Source organism: Paenarthrobacter nitroguajacolicus (assembly GCF_029952445.1).
GTDB lineage: Bacteria > Actinomycetota > Actinomycetes > Actinomycetales > Micrococcaceae > Arthrobacter > Arthrobacter nitroguajacolicus_B.
Genome location: NZ_JAQPPK010000024.1, coordinates 68,068 through 85,850, shown reverse-complemented (window position 1 = coordinate 85,850; position 17,783 = coordinate 68,068). Strand labels below are relative to the sequence as shown.

The window sequence follows — 17,783 nt, the reverse complement described above, 5'->3', positions numbered from 1 at the left end:
AAAACGCCGGCCTCGCCGGCTGCCACATCGAGGACCAATTCAACCCCAAACGCTGCGGACACCTCGACGGCAAAAACGTCGTCGACCTCGACACCGCCACCAAACGCATCCGCGCCGCAGCCGACGCCCGCCGCGACCCGAACTTCCTCATCATGGCCCGCACCGACATCCGCGCGACCGAAGGAATCCACGCCGCCCAAGACCGCGCCCGCGCCCTGGTGGACGCCGGAGCAGACGCGATCTTCCCCGAAGCCATGGCCACCCTGGACGAGTTCCAAGCCATCCGCGACGCCGTGGACGTGCCCATCCTGGCCAACATGACCGAGTTCGGCAAAAGCGACCTCTTCACCATCGACCAACTCCAAGCAGTCGGAGTGAACATGGTCATCTACCCCGTCACCCTCCTCCGCATTGCCATGGGCGCCGCAGAGCGTACTCTCGAGACCCTTCAACGCCTGGGCACACAGGAGGTGCGCGTTGGCGAGATGCTCACCCGTGCCCGGCTCTACGAACTCGTGGACTACGAGGCATACAACCAATTCGATACCGGCGTATTCAACTTCGCAGTACCGGGTGTCCGGTAACGCACCCGATACAGAACATTCGACACAGAACAAAGGAGTTCCAATCATGCCTGAATCAGAAATCCGAAAGGGCCTTGCCGGCGTCGTGGTGGACTACACCGCCGTCTCGAAGGTAAACCCCGACACCAACTCCCTGCTGTACCGCGGGTACCCGGTCCAGGAATTGGCCGCCAAATGCAGCTTCGAAGAGGTTGCCTACCTCTTGTGGAACGGGGAGCTGCCCAACGAATCGCAGCTGGCCGAATTCACCGCCCGCGAGCGGGCGGGCCGCGCCCTGAATCCAGTGGTGAAGTTCGCGATCGACGCGCTTCCCCTGACGACTCATCCCATGGACGTATGCAGGACAGCCACGTCCATCATTGGTGCCTGTCATCCACTGGCCGAAGACTCATCGGTGGAAGGCAATATGGCCAAGGCGATGGAGCTTTTTGCGGCCATGCCTGCTGTGGTGGCCTACGATCAGCGTCGCCGCCGGGGCCAGGATGTTGTGGAGCCGCGAGAAGATCTGGACTACTCCGCGAACTTCCTGTGGATGACATTCGGTGAAGAACAGGTCCCCGAGGTGGTAGAGGCGTTCAACGTCTCAATGATCCTCTACGCCGAGCACTCCTTCAACGCCTCCACGTTCACCGCCAGGGTTGTCACCTCCACCCTCTCGGACCTGCACTCGGCCGTGACGGCAGCCATCGGTGCACTCAAAGGTCCGTTGCACGGCGGCGCCAACGAGGCCGTGATGCACACCTTCGACGAAATCGGCATCCGGAGTGAAGAGTCCCTCGAAGAGGCAGCCTCCCGCGCGAAAACCTGGATGGAAGATGCCCTGTCCCAGAAGAAGAAAGTCATGGGCTTCGGACACCGCGTCTACAAACACGGCGACTCCCGCGTCCCCACCATGAAGGCCGCACTGGACAAGATGATCGCCCACTACGGACGACCCGAACTCCTTGGCCTCTACAACGGACTCGAGCAGGCCATGGACGAGGCCAAGGCCATCAAGCCCAACCTCGACTACCCCACCGGGCCCACCTACCACCTCATGGGCTTCGACACCCCGACATTCACACCTATCTTCGTCGCCAGCCGCATCACCGGCTGGACCGCACACATCATGGAACAGGCGGCAGCGAACTCCCTGATCCGCCCACTGAGTGCATACAACGGTGCGGAACAACGCTCACTGTGATGTCGCCGTCGAGCCCCTGAACTGGCGGTGAGGCACCGGATGATCACCCGGATCATCACAACTATCGCAACGTTTCGGTGCCTCACCGCCGCCATTTTGATGTCGCCCTCGCGACAAGGGCCTCTGCAGAAGAGAGGAACAACCATGGACCTGCACCCACAACCTGACTGGGGACGACTCTTGGGCCAACACGTGGAAATCCGCCAAGGCGGACACTTCGTACGAAACGGCATCGTGGATGCCGTGATGCCGGACAACTCGATCATCTGGCTTTCCGCCGAGGGGCCATGGCCCCGGGAAATGGTCGAGAAATCAGGCAGCAGAGAGGTTTACGCCCGCTACCAGTGGGATCTCTCCCAACAAGACGCTCCAGACCACCCAGCAACACACCTCCAAGGACGAGTGACATGAGATTGTTGATTATTGGTGCTCCCGGCTCCGGAAAGGGCACACAGGCTGCCCTCATCTCGGAGAAGCTGGGTGTCCCTGCCATATCCACCGGCGATATCTTCAGGGAGAACGTCAGAAACCTGACGCAGCTAGGCCAAGAAGCCAAAAACTTCATGGACAGCGGAGACTTCGTACCTGACGCCATCACGAATGAAATGGTCCGGGACCGACTGCATGAAAGGGACGCCGAACAAGGATTCCTCCTGGACGGCTACCCCCGGACCGTGGCTCAGGCTGACTATCTGGATGGCATCCTCAGCGCCGAGAAGCCGGGAATCAGCGCCGTGCTCCAGCTTGTGGTCCCAGACGGCGAACTCGTGTCCCGTTTGCTGGCCCGCGCAGTCGAATCGGGACGAACCGACGACACGGAGCAGGTCATCAAGCATCGCCTCGAGCTGTACCACCGGCAAACCGAGCCAGTCGTTTCGCGCTACTCCGAGCGCGGGATACTGGCCAGGGCAAACGGTACCGGTTCCATCAGCGATGTCCTGGAACGTGCGCTGCACGCCATCACGGCGGCCAGTTCAGGCACACCGTCGATGGTGTGATGTGCCGTCCGGTCACCCGGACGAAATGCTGGGGCTGGGGACTTGAATGTCCTCAGCCCCAACTCGTTCGGGCAAGGCAGCAACTGGCAGAGACCGGCCCTAGTGGGCGATCTTAAGGGCCCGCAAGCGGCGGTACAGCGTTGTGCGACTGATACCCAATCCTGCTGCGGCCTGGATCTTGTTGCCCTCGGCGGCCTCAAGTGCCTCGACGATCGCCGCGCGTTCAGCGCGGTCCCTTCCGAGAAGGGGCTGCGTCTTGTCCCCCCGATGTGACTCAGGAAGATCGGCCACAGCGATTCTCCCGCCGGTCCGCCCGGACAGCACTTGCGTGAGGACCCTGTGGAGCTCGGCCAAATTCCCGGGCCAAGGCTGCCTTGTCAGTGCCTGCAACGCGGCAGGCGAAAAAGTGTAGGACGTGCCCCCGGAGATTCTTCGGGAGACGGCGTCCAGCAGAGCCGGGAAGTCCGCGACCCGAGCCCGCAGTGGCGGAATCTCCAGCCGATTATCGGCCAAGGCGACCACGGATCGTACGTAATCGTCACAGGCCACCGCTTCTGCGGTGGCCGTCATGATGATCCGGGGGGCGGCGCCGCTGGACAAGAGCTGACGGATCAACGCAAGCTGCGGGGGTGCCAGTAGATCCATGTTGTCGATGATGAGTTGCGCGGCTCCGCTGCGGCTGGAGGAGAGAAGCCGCTGGGACCACGCTTGTGTACCGTCAAGCTGAGCATCGAGACCATCCATCACGATGGGCTGGGACGCGCCTATCTCCCGCGCCGCTGTGGTTTTGCCGGAGCCAGGTTCGCCGATCACCGCCACTGAGCCGGTTTTCCCCCGCACCGACCTCAAGCGGGAACCCCAGACGTGTCCCGAACTATCCGGCCGGGGCCGGCCCCGGGTGATCCTCATCGCTCCTTGCCACTGCGGGCGCAACGTTAGGATCGCCCCGCCAGAAGGGACCAGGCGGGTTTCGACTGCCACCTCGCGCTCCGCACTGATTTCCAGCGAGGTCGTTGTCACACCGTCCGGACGGGCGTCGGCAATCATCCGCCGCAGGGTGTCGAAGTCGATGTGCTCCAGGAGGCTTTCCACTTGTTGGTTGCTCATTACCACCCCGTCCCCGAAAGCGCAGACAGCATCCCGCGTTCGGCTGGTGGCTCGTCGGAACTCCGTCATCAGCCGGTATTCGTCGGCGTGTGTATTCTGCACGAGCTGGTGTTCAATCTGGCGGACCACGCTCCGCGCAAAGCCCTCCAGCAGGGAGGGCGTCGAGCCGGCAAGCGCAGTGACGTTGAGGACGCCTTCGATGCGCCCGCTCCCGGGATGAACGATGGGAGCGCCAAAACAGGAGAATGTCCGGAACGCCTCGATGAAGTGTTCATTGCCATTGACGGCAATGCCGCGACTGACCTCCAGCGCAGTGCCCACACCATTGAAGCCCACCCTCTCTTCGGTCAGGTCGGTGCCGACGAACAGTCCCCGTCTCTCGACCTGGTCACCGATGTACGACTTCCTGTCACCGACGGTCTGTACCAGGAGTCCCGAACGGTTGGCCAGGAGCAAGGACACTTCCAAGCCTGTCAGATCTTCACCCACTGCGGCCAGCGTGGGCGCAGCTGCCCGAAGCAGCGCAGTGGCCGGTTTTTCTGACGTCCCGGAACCCGGAACGGCCGGGACGTAGTGGGGTGCCACGCCGTAGAGTTGCGATCTTTTCCACGCCGATGATACGTCGGGCTTTTCCGCAGTGAGTCGAGACACTGTACCTCCATGGTCCAGAAGCTCCATCGCTCCCGGTGCCCCCCAAAACTAGCTGAGGCTGCCTGTTAAGACAACGTTGCGGCGCAAACCGGAGGACCGGACGCCAGCAGCGGACACCACATCGGGCTATCAGGGATCGACCTGCTCGCAGTGTGCCAAATCTGCACACTTGCTGCGCCGGCATCCCGCCTAGCCTGAAGTTCTTAGGGACCTTCGTCACATTCAGTCGTGACGGACCTGAGGCCGAGAAGGGAAGTTCATGAAAGCATCATTGGCAACCAAGGTGGGCCAGGGATTTACCGTCCACGATGTGCGGATCGATGATCCGATTGGTCGGGAGGTACTCCTCGACGTCAAGGCATCGGGCCTGTGCCATTCCGACCTCCACCTGATAGAGAACGACTTCGGCCTGCCGCTGCCCGCCGTCGGGGGACACGAGATCTCCGGCGTGGTGCGTTCCATCGGCCCAGGCGTCACGAGCATGCAGGTGGGTGATCACGTGGTGGCATGTCTGATTCCTTACTGTGGTGCCTGCGCCGAATGCCTGTCCGGTCGGAGCACGCTCTGCCTGAACCCGGCCGCCGTCTCCCGAACAGAAGGCCAGGCGCCTCGTATCTCCCTCCCGGACGGGACTGCCGTGGCCCAGTCGGTCCACGTCGGGGGCTTCGCCGAGCAGGTGCTCGTCCATGAGAACCAGCTGGCCGTGGTGAACAAAGAGATCCCGTTTCCCCAGGCCGCCCTTCTCGGCTGCTCTGTGGTGACCGGCGCCGGTGCCATGATCAATACTGCCCACGTCCGTCCGGGTGACACAGTAGCGGTGGTCGGTACGGGCGGCATCGGGCTCAATGCCATCAGTGGCGCACGACTCTGCGGTGCCAAGCACATCATCGCGGTTGATATTGATGATACAAAGCTCCAGGCCTCCTTGAAGTTCGGCGCTACCCACCTCATCAACTCCAAGGCCACCGACCCCGTTGCCGCGGTCCAGGAACTAACGGGCGGAGTCGACCATGCCTTCGAGGTGATCGGACTGGAAGCCACACAGAAACAGGTTCAAAAGATGACACGCCCTGGGGGAACGGCTTACCTCATCGGCATCGCCCCTCCCGGCGCAACCACGAATTTCGACGCATCCCTGGACGCGCTGTTCGGTCAGCGGCGACTGCACGCCGTGCTGATGGGTTCATCGAACGTCAAACGGGACATCGCGCTCTACGCCGACATGTACGTCCAGGGCCGCTTCGAACTGGACAGCCTGGTAAGCCAGGAGATCAGTCTGAACCAGGTCAACGAGGGCTACGAGAAGTTGAAGAAGGGCGAAGTCATCCGCTCGGTCATCACATCCTTTTGAGCAGGTCCCCACATATCACCATCATCAGGTTGACCCCTGGGTCAATCAGGAAGGATCGTTCATGAGCATCACCGTCGATCACTACAGCACAAAGTCCATCTCCTCCGCACGGGTGAAGGAGTTCCTCGCAAGTCCTCAGCAGATGCTGGTCAACGGCGAGTGGGTGGATGCCAAATCCGGCAAGACCTTCGCCACCTACGACCCAGCCAGCGGCGAGGTGCTTGCAAAAGTGCCTCAAGGCGAGGCTGAAGACATCGATGCCGCTGTCACCGCGGCCCGTGCAGCCTTCAATGAGGGTTCCTGGGTCCGGATGCGGCCAAACCTGCGGGAGGACTTGCTGTGGCGGATTTCGCAGTTGATCCTGGAACGCGCCGACGACTTCGCCGAACTCGAGTCTCTCGATAACGGCAAGCCTGTTGGCATCGCTGGAGCATTTGACGTCCGGTCCGCAGCCGACTGTTTCCGGTACTACGCCGGCTGGCCGTCGAAGCTGCAGGGGGCGACCAACAACCCGTCCATGCTCCTGGCGCCGCAAGAGGCTGAATTCCACTCCTACACGCGGAGGGAGCCCGTGGGAGTCTGCGCTCAGATAATCCCATGGAACTTCCCGCTGCTGATGGCTGCTTGGAAGGTCGCTCCCGCGTTGGCAACCGGCAACACCGTGGTCCTCAAACCGGCCGAACAAACTCCGTTGACCGCCCTGCTGCTGGGTCGCATCCTGGTAGAGGCAGGGGTTCCGGCGGGTGTGGTCAATATCGTCACGGGCTTCGGAGACGCCGGAGCGGCCCTCTCCGGACACCCCAATGTGGACAAAGTAGCGTTCACCGGGTCCACAGAAGTTGGAAAGAAGATTGTCGGAGCGGCCCAAGGCAATCTGAAAAAGGTGTCCCTGGAACTCGGTGGCAAGTCTCCAAACATCGTGTTCGCCGATGCAGACATACCGAGCGCAGTGGCCGGCACAATCCAAGGATTCACGCTGAACTCGGGACAGGCGTGTGAGGCCGGCACTCGGGTCTACGTTCACAAGGACATCTATGACGAGTTCAACGCCGCCCTCGCCGAACAGGTCCGGGCCCTCACAATTGGACCCGGCAACGATCCCGACTCAGACATCACCCCGCTGGTCTCAGAGGAACAATTGGAGCGGGTGATGGGCTACCTTGACGCCGGCAAGCGTGAGGGTGCCCGCCCCCTGGTGGGCGGCAACCGGTGGGGAGACTCAGGGTACTTCGTGGAACCGACGGTCTTCGTCGACACCACCCCGAACATGTCCATCGTGCGTCAAGAGATCTTCGGGCCGGTCGCGGTGTCAATTCCGTTCTCCGACGAGGAGGAAGTTATCGAGGCGGCCAACGACACCGAGTACGGCCTCGCCGCTGCGCTGTGGACCCGGGACCTGAGCCGGGCACACCGGGTGGCGGGTCGTCTGAACGCGGGGTCGGTGTGGGTCAACACTTATCACGCCTTGGACACCGCACTTCCCTTCGGTGGCTATCACCAGTCGGGGTGGGGTCGGGAACTTGGCCCGGAGAGCATCGACCTGTACACGCAGGTGAAATCGGTGACCATCGCGCTCTGACGACACGGTCCACGGTGATTCACTGCCCTGCGCGCCGGTGACAACAAATCATGCGGCCTTCTGTTCTACGTCGCGGACGAGCCTCGTCGGTCGTCCGCGACGCCGCAGTCGACGGCCTTGACGGCCAGGACACGCTCCACCGCTCACCCCTTCGTGAACTCTGATGTCCCGCGGTGACCCCGCGCTAAGAGCTGTTAAGTAGCATTCACAATTCCCCTGACCAACGTTTTAGTTTCTGCCTATGACCCGTTCTCACGCGAACTACAGCAATATCCACCCCGAGGTGCCTCGCCGAAGACACCTCATTATCGGCGCCATGTTCCGGGCTGTAGGCGCCTACCCGAGCGGATGGCGATACCCCGGCGCCCACCATGATCCGCATGACGACGCCGATGTCATCCGGGCCACTGCCCTGGAGGCCGAGAGTGCCGGGCTGGACTACATCTTCTTCGGGGACTGGCTGGCCACCGGCCCGGACCTGGAATTTCGCGATCCCTACCTTGCAGCCCGCATTGAGCCGTTGAGCGCTGTGGGATTCCTGGCAGGAGTGACCTCCCGCATCGGCTTGATCGCCACAGTCAACGCGACGTATTCAGACGCCTACACGTTGGCACGGATCAGTGCTTCCATCGACCGCCTCAGCGGTGGGCGGCTTGGGCTCAACATCGTTACAGGAGCCGAGCCGCGAGCCGCGGCCAACCATGGGCGGGACGCCCACTGGGGAAACGAACAGCGCTACGACTCCGCAGAGGAACTTATCGATGCACTGCGTTTGCTTTGGGACAGTTGGGGCGAGGGAGCCCTCGTCGCGGATCAGGAATCCGGTACATACCTGAACCCGGACAGACTCCACCGGGCCAATTTCCGCGGCGAGCACCATCAAGTGGCCGGGCCACTGAATGTCCTTAGGCCAATCCAGGGCCACGTGCCATTAGTTCATGCGGGCACCTCCTCACGGTCCAGGCAACTGGTTCACTCCCGCGCCGATCTGGCCCTCCTGGGACTTCCCGGGATCGCCGAGGCCGCGGTTGAAACCGCCACGCTGGGCCGGGAAGTCGCTGCACAGGGTCGGGACCCTCAGGCCGTCAAGACCCTCACCCCCGTATTGCCCATTATCGGTTGGACCGTCGAGGAAGCCTGGGATATTCACGACTTCCTGGTGTCCGGTGTACCTGTTTCCCCAGGTCCGCATGACGAACGGGAAGGATTCCCGGATACCCGCAGCCTCGCCGCCTTGGACGATGCGCTGGGCTTTTCAGCAGCTCACTTCGATCTGGACGCACACGTCCCAGCCGCCGATGCCGAGCGCTTCAACCCCCGCGGCCGACATTTGCTCGAATTGGTCGCCCGTAGGTCCGGGCGGGTTCCCGACACCCAGAGGCCGGTGAGGTGGCGGGATCTTCTGGTCAACCACCTGGTGCCTTACAGCGTGGTAGTAGGCACGCCGGCGCAGGTGGCGGACTATCTCCAGACCTGGCACGAAGAAGGTGGCGTCGACGGATTTAACATTCTTACCCCTTATCTGGGCGACCAGTTCGGGCGGTTCACCCGCGGCGTCATCCCGGAACTTCGCGCCCGGGGCCTGTTCCGGGACGGGTACCAAGGGACCACACTGCGCGACCATCTTGGCCTTGCAGTCCCACCCAACGTTCATGAGCAGGGAGGGTTGCTGCCCGGCGAAAAGCCATCGACGGCGGACGCCACCGTCAGTGCGGGGGTTACCGGATGAGTACAACAAGTCCTCCCCCGGCAACTGCCGCTGTTCAGTACGACTTCCGGGACGAACATTTCATCAGCGCCCAAGACCTGGCAGAACAACTATCCGGCGGGCAGCCGCCTGTCCTCCTTGACGTCCGTTTTAGACCCGGGCTTGCCGACCCTAAGGCGGAATACGACGCCGGACACTTGCCAGGTGCCCACTACGTCCCGCTATCCACCGTCCTCGCCGACGCCGGCAGTCACAGGCCCGCCGCCGACGGGGCGCTGCCCCTTCCGGAGTTCACAACGCTTCAGCGCGCCCTTCGGGGTTTCGGCATCAATGACGATTCACGGATCGTCGTCTATGACAACCGCCACGGCCTGTCCGCCGCCCGGGCCTGGTGGGTACTCCGGTGGGCTGGATTGGCTGACGTCAAAGTCCTTGACGGCGGTTACGGGTATTGGAAGGGCCAAGGCCTTCCGAGCAGCATCTCCCGCCCCAAATCACAGACAGGAACTGTAACCCTGAAGCCCTTCGGACCGCACGGCCAAGGTAGCCTGCCCACGCTAAGCACCAAGGAAGCAGCCGTCTTCGCCCCTGCCGGCGTGTTGATCGACGCGAGGGAAGCAGAGCACTTTTCCGCGATTTCCCAGGGCCCGGCAACTCACATCCCGGGCGCTTACAGCTCACCCAGCACCACCGATCTCGACCACAACGGCCTGCTGCTCCCCGCCGAAGCACTCCGTGCCAAGGCCGTCGACGCAGGGCTAACGTCCGGAGCCGCCGTCGGAACCTACTGCGGAGCTGGAGTGTTGGCCGCCCATAAAGTCCTCACGCTAGCGACCATTGGCATCAATGCATCCCTGTACGTCGGGTCCTGGTCGGCGTGGTCCGCTGCCACTTCGGCCGAACAGGCTGCTAGGGCCTGCAATTAGCAGGTTTTCATTGCGGAGCGTGACCCGGTTTTGCGTAATGCGAACTGGAGTGACTGCTGATGTCGGTGGAATTCCGCGGGGCTTTTGCCCCTCCTACAGTGATGTCAAGACGTCCTGACTTCACTCCCCTTCGCGGTCGTGCACCGCACTCCGTTTTATGCGAAAGAGGCCCCTCCATGGTTTTCCGCAAACCTGTCCGCGCCATCTCAGCCGGCATAGCAGCGCTTGCGCTGGCCAGTGTGCTGGCCGCCTGTGGCTCCAGCACAGAGGCCACCAGTCCTGCTAACGACGGCGGCACACCAGTCACCGGCGGCACACTGGTCTACCTCGAGCAGCAGGCGCATACCAACCTCTATCCGCCGTCGGGAGGGTTCTATCCCAACGGCGGCGTCCTTAACCAGGTAACTGACAAGTTGACTTTTCAGAACCCTGAAACGCTCGAGATTGAGCCTTGGCTTGCCGAGTCCTGGTCCAGTAACGCCGAGCTGACCGAGTACACGTTCAAGTTGCGAAGGGGCGTTACCTTCTCTGACGGCACACCCGTGGACGCCGCAGCGGTGGCACGCAATTTCGATACGTATGGCTTGGGCAACAAGGCCCTGAACCAGCCTGTGTCCGAGGTCATCAACAACTACGACCACAGCGAGGTTGTGGACCCGCTGACAGTCAAGTTCCACTTCAAGAAGTCCTCGCCGGGCTTTCTCCAGGGTACGGCCACCATTGGCTCCGGCATCGTCTCCATCAGCACACTGGACCGCAAGTACGACGAACTCGGCGACGCCCGCAACATCATCGGCAGTGGCCCTTTCACAGTCGCCAGCGAGGTTCTGGGCAAAGAACTGGTCCTGGATGCCCGCAAGGACTACAACTGGGGACCCGCTAAGGCGGAGCACCAAGGCCGCGCCTACCTGGACACCGTCAAGATCGTGGTTACCCCGGAAGACAGCGTGCGTACAGGCTCGCTCCTCGCCGGCCAAGGCGACCTGATCCGCCAGGTCCAGGCTTATGACGAGAAACAGGTGGCGGGACAGAACTTCAAGATCTACGCGCCGGGCACTCGAGGGGTCAACGACAGTATTGTCTTCCGTCCGGACAACGCGCTGGTGGCCGACGTACGGGTGCGGCAAGCGCTGCTGAAGGCCACGGACACGAATGAAGTCGTGGATACCATCTTTTCTGAGAACTACCCGGTGGCTACCTCTGTACTTGCCAAGGACGCCACCGGCTACGTGGATCTGTCCGGCAAGTTGGGCCACGATCCGGAGAAGGCCAAGCAGCTCTTGGAAGAAGCCGGCTGGAAAGTTGGAGCCGATGGTATCCGGACCAAGGACGGAGCCCAACTTTCCCTGACGATCTACGAATCCTTGCCGCAGCCGCAGAACAAGGCTGTGTTGCAGCTCGTGGCACAGCAGTGGCAGAAGGTGGGCGTCAAACTCAACGTCCTGGCAGGTGACTCCGGCAGCAAGACCGTTGACAGCCTGGATCCTGAAAAGACCCCGGTCTCCGTCGCCATGGTGGGTCGCGCCGACCCGGATGTCATCAAGAGCCAGTTCCACCCGAAGAACCGGGACGCATTGCTCCAGCTCGGTGGCAGCAGTCAGAAAGTCAAAAGCTTCGTCGATGAGAAGCTCAACTCCCTGCTCGAAGCTGAAACAGCACGTACCGATCCCCAGCAGCGGTTGAAGGACGTCGCCGACATCCAGAACTATCTCATCGACCAGGCCCTGGTCATCCCGATCTTTGAAGAACCCCAGGTGTTTGCTTCGGCACCGTACCTGCACGGGCTCGCCTTCGAAGCAGTGGGGCGTCCAAGCCTTTACGGCGTCTGGCTCAAGAAGAACTGATATGCCGCGCTACCTCCTGAACCGATTCGGCCAGGCCGCCCTGGTCCTCTGGGCAGCGTTCACCATAGCCTTTGTGCTGTTGCAAGCGCTGCCCGGAGATGCCCTGCTGATCAAATACCAAAACCCGGACATGGGTCTGAGCCCGCAGGAAATCGCGCACATCCGCAGCTCCTATGGCGCAGATACTCCGTTGTTCCTGCAGTACCTTGACTCACTCGGAGGCTTTCTCACCGGCAACCTCGGCTACTCGGTTCAGGCCGGTGTGCCTGTGGTTGATCAACTGGCCGCCACCGTCCCCTCGACGTTCGCACTGGCGGGCCTGGGCTTCCTCGCAGCGGTCATCCTGGCCGTCGCGATCGCATTCCTCTCCAGTCTCGCGCCCTTCGCCTGGCTGAGGGACGCTCTCCAGTCGCTGCCGTCCCTGCTGGTCTCCGTGCCGGTCTTTTGGCTTGGCATCGTGCTGATCCAGATCTTTTCATTCCGGTTGAAGCTGATCCCCGTCATCAACCCACCGGAGGCACTGGGCCTGATTCTGCCCGTGGCCACGCTGGCCGTCCCCTTGTCGGCGCCGCTGGCGCAGGTACTGATCCGCAGTATCGACGACGTACGCACCCAGCCCTTTGTCGCCGTCGCCCGTTCGCGTGGCGGAAGCAACGCCTGGGTACTGAGCCACCACGTGGCCCGAAATGCAGTGCTTCCGGCCCTGACCATTGCTGGTGTCCTGCTGGGCGAACTGATTGGCGGGGCCGTGGTCACCGAAACAGTCTTTGGGCGCAACGGCGTGGGCCAACTGACACAACAGGCAGTCAACAACCAGGACGCGGCCGTGCTGCAGGCCGTGGTGGTCCTCGCCGCGGCGGCCTTTGTTCTGGTCAACCTCGCCGTGGACCTGCTGTACCCCGTGCTGGACCCCCGGCTTAAGCGAAAGGCAGGAGCGCTCACATGAGCCACGCCACTGTGGAGGAAACCGTGTCCCCGGCGGAGGAACTCACACCCGATCCTGTGGAAGCCAAGCGGCCCTTCACCATCCCACGGATCCAACCAGGGCTGCTCCTTGCCTGGCTTGTCCTGGGCGTCGTCGCGCTGTGGACCATCGCCCCCGGACTCTTTACAAGTCATGATCCGGTCTCCGGCAAGGCAAGGGACAAGCTCCTGCCGCCCGACGCTGAGTACTTGCTGGGCACCGATGAACTTGGCCGCGACCTCCTATCGCGGATGATCCACGGCTCGATCAACTCGGTCACCGGCGCGCTGGTCGCCGTCGCCGTTGGACTCGTGGTGGGAACCATCCTCGGGCTGCTGGCAGGGTCCTTGGGCGGCATCACCGACGCCGTGGTGATGCGGATAGTTGACGTTTTGTTGTCGATACCCAGCTTGCTGCTATCACTGAGCATCATCATCATCCTGGGGTTTGGCACCGTGAACGCCGCCATAGCCGTGGGTGTCGGTTCCGTAGCCAGTTTCGCCAGGCTCTCCCGGTCCGAAGTCCTGAGCGTGCGCCGCAGCGACTTTGTCGAGGCTGCCTTTGGTAGTGGTGGGACGTTCACCGCCGTGTTGTGGCGCCATATCCTGCCCAACTCGGCCGGACCTGTGCTGGCACTCGTGGCGCTGCAGTTCGGTAGTGCCATCCTGGCAATTTCCACCCTTGGCTTTCTGGGCTACGGCGCTCCCCCGCCCACCCCGGAGTGGGGGCTGTTGATCGCGGAGGGACGGAATTACGTGGCCACGTCCTGGTGGCTGACCACCTACCCGGGCCTGGTGGTGGTTGCCGTGGTTTTGTCCGCCAACCGCATCAGCCATTCGATCCGAAAGGTACACCCGTGACCGACGTTCTGACAGATCCGGCCGTGGCCGCACCCGGGCAGCCGGACACCGTTCCCGTACTGGAACTTAGGAACTTGTCTGTTTCCTACGCAGACCGGCACCGAAAACACCGCCGCGTGGTCCACGAGGTTTCGCTGAAGATCCTGCCCGGCGAAGTCCTCGCCTTGGTGGGTGAATCGGGTTCCGGGAAATCCACTACGGCCCAGGCAGTCATCGGATTGCTCGCCGGCAATGGCCGCGTAGACGGTGGCAGCATCCTCCTGAACGGCACGGACATTGCCGGTTGGTCCCAGAAGCGCCTGGAATCGATCCGTGGCGCCAAGATCGCCCTGATCCCGCAGGATCCCACAAGCTCGTTGAACCCGGTTCTCACCGTCGGCGCCCAGGTGGAGGAAGTGCTGCGCCTGCACACCAAGCTTCCCAAGCCGAAGCGGCGAAAAAGGGTCCTCGAGCTGTTGGAGCGGGTGGGCATCCCGGAGCCGGAACGCCGTGCCGGGCAATACGCCCATGAGCTCTCCGGAGGCATGAAGCAGCGCGTCCTGATCGCAGCGGCCATAGCCCTTGAGCCCCAGCTGATCATCGCCGATGAAGCGACCAGCGCACTGGACGTCACTGTTCAACGGCGGATTCTGGACCTCATTGATGACCTGCGTGCCGAGACCGGCACAGCGGTCCTTTTTGTCACGCACGATCTCGGCGTGGCGGCAGACCGTGCCGACAGCGTCGTGGTGCTTAAAGGCGGGCGGGTCCAGGAGCAGGGCCCTACAACCCAGGTGCTCACGAACCCCTCCACCGATTACACACGGCAACTCCTGGCCGATGCGCCGTCGATTTCTCCCGTCGTTCCCCGCCCGGCGCCCAAGCTTGGCCGCACCAACACAGTGCAGGTCGACAACCTCATCCAAGAGTTCGACACCGGGCGGAACCAGCGGTTCCGGGCCGTGGACGATGTGAGCTTCCAGGTTCCCCAAGGCAGCACCCACGCAATCGTCGGTGAATCCGGTTCCGGGAAGACCACTACCGCGCGTGCCCTCGCCGGATTCCAACGGCCCACTTCAGGCAGCATCTCCATCAGCGGCCACGAGCTCTCCGGATTGGATGCCAAGAGCCTCCGGCAGTTCCGGAAGCACGTTCAACTCGTCTACCAGAATCCCTTCACCTCTCTTGATCCGCGGCAGACGATCACCCGGATCATTGAAGAACCACTGCTGAACTTCGGACCAGTGTCCCGCCAGGACCGCGTCAAGGCCGTCCGGGACCTGCTTCACCGTGTCCATTTGCCGGAGAGCCTGCTGACCAAGCACCCACGGGAGCTCTCCGGCGGCCAACGCCAGCGGGTGGCCATTGCCAGGGCACTTGTCCTTCGCCCGCAGGTCCTAATCCTGGACGAGGCAGTTTCGGCGCTTGACGTCACCGTCCAGTCCCAGATCCTCGCCTTGTTGGAAGAACTGCAACGCGAACTGGACCTAACTTATGTGTTCATCACCCATGACCTGGCCGTGGTGCGGCAAATCGCAGACACCGTTTCCGTCATGAGCGCGGGCCGGCAGGTAGAGACGGGCACCGTGTCCGAGGTGTTCGACAACCCCCAACACCACTACACCCGGGAGCTGATCGAGGCGATCCCCGGCAACCGAAAGGCGAAGCAATGACCCACCGAGCAGAAGCTACCAAACGGATCGGCTTCTTCACGCGCCTGCTCGACGACGCCGGCCCGGCTGAGCGTTACAGGTTGGCCTTGGAGCAAATCCAGACCGCAGAAAAAGCGGGCTTTGATACGGCGTGGGTCGCGCAACACCACTTCAACGAGGCCGAAGGCGGCCTGCCGGCCCCACTGGTCTTCCTGGCGTACGCCGCTGCCCGGACAACCAGCATCCGGCTCGGTACCGGAATCATCACGCTTCCGCTGGAGGATCCGCTGCGGGTGGCGGAGGACACTGCCGTACTGGATCTGCTCGCCGGTGGCAGGCTTGAAGTGGGAGTGGGGACGGGCGGCACCGCGTCCTCTTTCGCTGCGTTCGGACTCGAAAGTGACCAACGCCGTCGGATTTTCACGGAAAAGTTGCAGCTCCTCACCGAGGCGTGGGCCGGCAAGGATATTCAGTCCTCGGCCAATGCCCTCTACCCAGCGGCTCCGCAACTGCTCGACAGGCTGTGGCAGGCCACTTTCTCCAGCAGCGGAGGCGAACGTGCAGGCCGCTCCGGCGATGGCCTCATGTTGTCACGGACCCAGCCACGGGAAGAATCGTTGGCGGGTGCACCGCTGGACCACCTGCAGAACCCCATCATCGACGCCTACCTTGAGGCACTCCCCAACGGAGCCACGCCTCGGATCCTGGCCTCCCGCACGCTGTTCGTCGCCGACGACCGTGCCACCGCCCTCCACTTCGCGGAAACCGGACTGCGCCGGATCGTCCCGCACTTCGAACGCCAAGGCCACGTCTTCGAAAGCCATGACGTGGAATCCCTCATTGCGGCCACCGATGCCCATGTGGGAACCGTGGAGGACGTCGTCGAATCGCTCAGCCGTGACAGTTCACTGGAGCGGGCAACGGACGTGTCCTTCCAGGTCCACTCCATCGACCCACCCCACGAACACATTCTTCGCTCCATCGAACTCGCGGCCACCGAGGTAGTACCGAGGCTCGGCTGGAAGTCTGCCAACGCCCTCATACCCGCCCTGCAAGGAGAGAAATGAGCACCACCAAACCCGACGCCGTCGACACTATTTTGGGGATCAACCCAGGCTCACCCCTGGACGTACTGCGTCACCGACGCCCCATTACCCGTGACAACACGCAATCAAGCTACGTTGCTCTATTCCATGCCGAGCACCTGGAAGACGCAAGCCTGACGGAACGCACCGCCGTCGCCGTGTTTGTGGTGCTGCTGCACGGCAACCAGGCAGCCGCGGCCTTCTACAGTGAAGCTTTGGAAGCGTCCGACCTCAACCCCGATCTGGTTGCTTTGTTGCATGAGGCAGCTGCTGCCGGTGCAGCCCAGGGACCCTACGGTGAGTACCGCGAGCCCGGACTCCGCAGCGAGGACCGACCGGGCCTCCGCTGGAGCGCCGAGCCGAAACTGGCGGAAGCTTTGGGAGAAAAGTTGGCGGTTGCACTGGAACACGCCCACTTGTTGGTCTTCCGGCCACGGGAAGCGTCGCCTGATGCGTTGGACGCCTTGGTACGAGCCGGCTGGTCGACCACGGGAATCGTGACGCTCTCGCAACTCGTCGCCTTCCTGACTTACCAGCTCCGGGTTATCGCCGGGTTGGAACTCCTGGCCGGCAATGCGGCGCAGGAAACCTCTTCCACGTTCGCGGCAGCCGTTGAAGGTGCCCAAACAGTAAGGATCAACGCATGACTGACGAAGTGGTAAATTACGCCGCACTGAATCGCCCTGAGGTCTTCACTCAGGAGCAACTTGGTTGGGTACCCTGGCTGCATGCCCCTGCTGTGGAAGACCTTTCGGACCGCCAGTACGAGGGACTCGTGGACCGATCCAGGGCTTCCAGCGACTACTTCCGTCTGCTGGCCCGGGATCCTGACATCCTGGGGGCAAGGACCAGGACCGACAAGGACATCTTCTACAACACCAAGGAAGGGCTGCCACGCGCCGAACGTGAGCTGGCCGCAGCTGCTACCTCCCGGGAGAACGGCTGTGTCTTCTGCGCCTCCGTGCATGCACGATTCGCTTCACACTACTCTGGCCGGCAAGATGACATCCAGCGGCTCCTCGACGAAGGTGCCTCGGCTGATCTGGGCCCCCGCTGGAACGCGATAGCCTCCGCGGCCAAGGCACTGGCGCAGACTCCTCCACAGCTTAAGGCCGAGCACATCCGTGCGCTCAAGCTCGAAGGGCTCGACGCACTGGAGGTTTCGGATGTCATCCATGGCGCAGCCTTCTTCAACTGGGCCAACCGACTCATGCTGTCGCTTGGTGAGCCGGAGGAAACGAACCGGCACTAACGCGCAGTGTCCAGGGATGGACACGGAAACCACGTTTACCTGGGAGCGGACCCGGTGTTG

Annotated in this window: 16 protein-coding genes; 15 read left to right on the top strand and 1 reads right to left on the bottom strand. The window is 62.5% G+C overall.

The window, feature by feature from the left end; all coding sequences use genetic code 11:
- The 4 genes from PJL15_RS17055 to PJL15_RS17040 form a co-directional block, all read left to right on the top strand.
- Positions 1-584, top strand: a 584-nt coding sequence (locus PJL15_RS17055; protein ID WP_281452333.1) for an isocitrate lyase/phosphoenolpyruvate mutase family protein, incomplete at its 5' end; no start/stop codon positions are given.
- 46 nt (positions 585-630) lie between these two features.
- Positions 631-1,767: a bifunctional 2-methylcitrate synthase/citrate synthase gene (locus tag PJL15_RS17050; protein ID WP_281452332.1), complete on the top strand. Its 1,137-nt coding sequence runs from the start codon at positions 631-633 to the stop codon at positions 1,765-1,767.
- Between the two features lie 144 nt (positions 1,768-1,911).
- Positions 1,912-2,178 carry a hypothetical protein gene (locus PJL15_RS17045; RefSeq protein WP_281452331.1) on the top strand — a complete coding sequence of 89 codons (267 nt, stop codon included), beginning with the start codon at positions 1,912-1,914 and terminating at the stop codon, positions 2,176-2,178.
- Positions 2,175-2,765: an adenylate kinase gene (locus PJL15_RS17040; RefSeq protein WP_281452330.1), complete on the top strand. Its 591-nt coding sequence runs from the start codon at positions 2,175-2,177 to the stop codon at positions 2,763-2,765. The genes PJL15_RS17045 and PJL15_RS17040 overlap by 4 nt, the downstream gene beginning before the upstream one ends.
- Before the next feature lie 99 nt (positions 2,766-2,864).
- Here the strand turns inward: PJL15_RS17040 and PJL15_RS17035 are convergent, their stop codons facing one another.
- Positions 2,865-4,523 (bottom strand): sigma-54-dependent Fis family transcriptional regulator, encoded by a 1,659-nt coding sequence (locus tag PJL15_RS17035; protein WP_281452329.1) that lies wholly within the window; start codon positions 4,521-4,523, stop codon positions 2,865-2,867.
- A 259-nt stretch (positions 4,524-4,782) separates the two neighbouring features.
- Between PJL15_RS17035 and PJL15_RS17030 the strand changes: the two genes are divergently transcribed.
- The 11 genes from PJL15_RS17030 (at position 4,783) to PJL15_RS16980 (ending at position 17,723) form a co-directional block, all read left to right on the top strand.
- A complete protein-coding gene (locus PJL15_RS17030; RefSeq protein WP_281452328.1) occupies positions 4,783-5,874 on the top strand; it encodes a Zn-dependent alcohol dehydrogenase in 1,092 nt (363 codons plus the stop codon).
- A gap of 61 nt (positions 5,875-5,935) precedes the next feature.
- On the top strand, positions 5,936-7,453 hold the full coding sequence (locus PJL15_RS17025) for an aldehyde dehydrogenase family protein (protein WP_281452327.1): 1,518 nt from the start codon (positions 5,936-5,938) through the stop codon (positions 7,451-7,453).
- Between the two features lie 241 nt (positions 7,454-7,694).
- Positions 7,695-9,182: an NtaA/DmoA family FMN-dependent monooxygenase gene (locus PJL15_RS17020; protein WP_281452326.1), complete on the top strand. Its 1,488-nt coding sequence runs from the start codon at positions 7,695-7,697 to the stop codon at positions 9,180-9,182.
- Positions 9,179-10,087 (top strand): sulfurtransferase, encoded by a 909-nt coding sequence (locus PJL15_RS17015; protein ID WP_281452325.1) that lies wholly within the window; start codon positions 9,179-9,181, stop codon positions 10,085-10,087. Before PJL15_RS17020 ends, PJL15_RS17015 begins: the two co-directional genes overlap by 4 nt.
- Before the next feature lie 176 nt (positions 10,088-10,263).
- Positions 10,264-11,931 carry a TIGR04028 family ABC transporter substrate-binding protein gene (locus PJL15_RS17010; protein ID WP_281452324.1) on the top strand — a complete coding sequence of 556 codons (1,668 nt, stop codon included), beginning with the start codon at positions 10,264-10,266 and terminating at the stop codon, positions 11,929-11,931.
- A gap of 1 nt (position 11,932) precedes the next feature.
- Positions 11,933-12,877 carry an ABC transporter permease gene (locus PJL15_RS17005; RefSeq protein ID WP_281452323.1) on the top strand — a complete coding sequence of 315 codons (945 nt, stop codon included), beginning with the start codon at positions 11,933-11,935 and terminating at the stop codon, positions 12,875-12,877.
- Positions 12,874-13,755 (top strand): ABC transporter permease, encoded by an 882-nt coding sequence (locus PJL15_RS17000; RefSeq protein WP_281452322.1) that lies wholly within the window; start codon positions 12,874-12,876, stop codon positions 13,753-13,755. Before PJL15_RS17005 ends, PJL15_RS17000 begins: the two co-directional genes overlap by 4 nt.
- A complete protein-coding gene (locus PJL15_RS16995) occupies positions 13,752-15,407 on the top strand; it encodes a dipeptide ABC transporter ATP-binding protein (protein ID WP_281452321.1) in 1,656 nt (551 codons plus the stop codon). The genes PJL15_RS17000 and PJL15_RS16995 overlap by 4 nt, the downstream gene beginning before the upstream one ends.
- Positions 15,404-16,453, top strand: coding sequence for a putative FMN-dependent luciferase-like monooxygenase (locus tag PJL15_RS16990; protein ID WP_281452320.1), 1,050 nt, complete (start codon positions 15,404-15,406; stop codon positions 16,451-16,453). The genes PJL15_RS16995 and PJL15_RS16990 overlap by 4 nt, the downstream gene beginning before the upstream one ends.
- Complete coding sequence (locus tag PJL15_RS16985) at positions 16,450-17,118, top strand: CMD domain protein (RefSeq protein WP_281452319.1); 669 nt, start codon at positions 16,450-16,452, stop codon at positions 17,116-17,118. Before PJL15_RS16990 ends, PJL15_RS16985 begins: the two co-directional genes overlap by 4 nt.
- Complete coding sequence (locus tag PJL15_RS16980) at positions 17,115-17,723, top strand: alkylhydroperoxidase domain protein (protein WP_281452318.1); 609 nt, start codon at positions 17,115-17,117, stop codon at positions 17,721-17,723. Before PJL15_RS16985 ends, PJL15_RS16980 begins: the two co-directional genes overlap by 4 nt.
- Positions 17,724-17,783 lie beyond the last annotated feature (60 nt).

Bases quoted from the DNA above. Each gene is read 5' to 3' on its own strand.
- PJL15_RS17050 (WP_281452332.1), top strand. From the start codon at position 631: ATGCCTGAATCAGAAATCCGAAAGGGCCTTGCCGGCGTCGTGGTGGAC.
- PJL15_RS17045 (WP_281452331.1), top strand. From the start codon at position 1,912: ATGGACCTGCACCCACAACCTGACTGGGGACGACTCTTGGGCCAACAC.
- PJL15_RS17040 (WP_281452330.1), top strand. From the start codon at position 2,175: ATGAGATTGTTGATTATTGGTGCTCCCGGCTCCGGAAAGGGCACACAG.
- PJL15_RS17030 (WP_281452328.1), top strand. From the start codon at position 4,783: ATGAAAGCATCATTGGCAACCAAGGTGGGCCAGGGATTTACCGTCCAC.
- PJL15_RS17025 (WP_281452327.1), top strand. From the start codon at position 5,936: ATGAGCATCACCGTCGATCACTACAGCACAAAGTCCATCTCCTCCGCA.
- PJL15_RS17020 (WP_281452326.1), top strand. From the start codon at position 7,695: ATGACCCGTTCTCACGCGAACTACAGCAATATCCACCCCGAGGTGCCT.
- PJL15_RS17015 (WP_281452325.1), top strand. From the start codon at position 9,179: ATGAGTACAACAAGTCCTCCCCCGGCAACTGCCGCTGTTCAGTACGAC.
- PJL15_RS17010 (WP_281452324.1), top strand. From the start codon at position 10,264: ATGGTTTTCCGCAAACCTGTCCGCGCCATCTCAGCCGGCATAGCAGCG.
- PJL15_RS17005 (WP_281452323.1), top strand. From the start codon at position 11,933: ATGCCGCGCTACCTCCTGAACCGATTCGGCCAGGCCGCCCTGGTCCTC.
- PJL15_RS17000 (WP_281452322.1), top strand. From the start codon at position 12,874: ATGAGCCACGCCACTGTGGAGGAAACCGTGTCCCCGGCGGAGGAACTC.
- PJL15_RS16990 (WP_281452320.1), top strand. From the start codon at position 15,404: ATGACCCACCGAGCAGAAGCTACCAAACGGATCGGCTTCTTCACGCGC.
- PJL15_RS16985 (WP_281452319.1), top strand. From the start codon at position 16,450: ATGAGCACCACCAAACCCGACGCCGTCGACACTATTTTGGGGATCAAC.
- PJL15_RS16980 (WP_281452318.1), top strand. From the start codon at position 17,115: ATGACTGACGAAGTGGTAAATTACGCCGCACTGAATCGCCCTGAGGTC.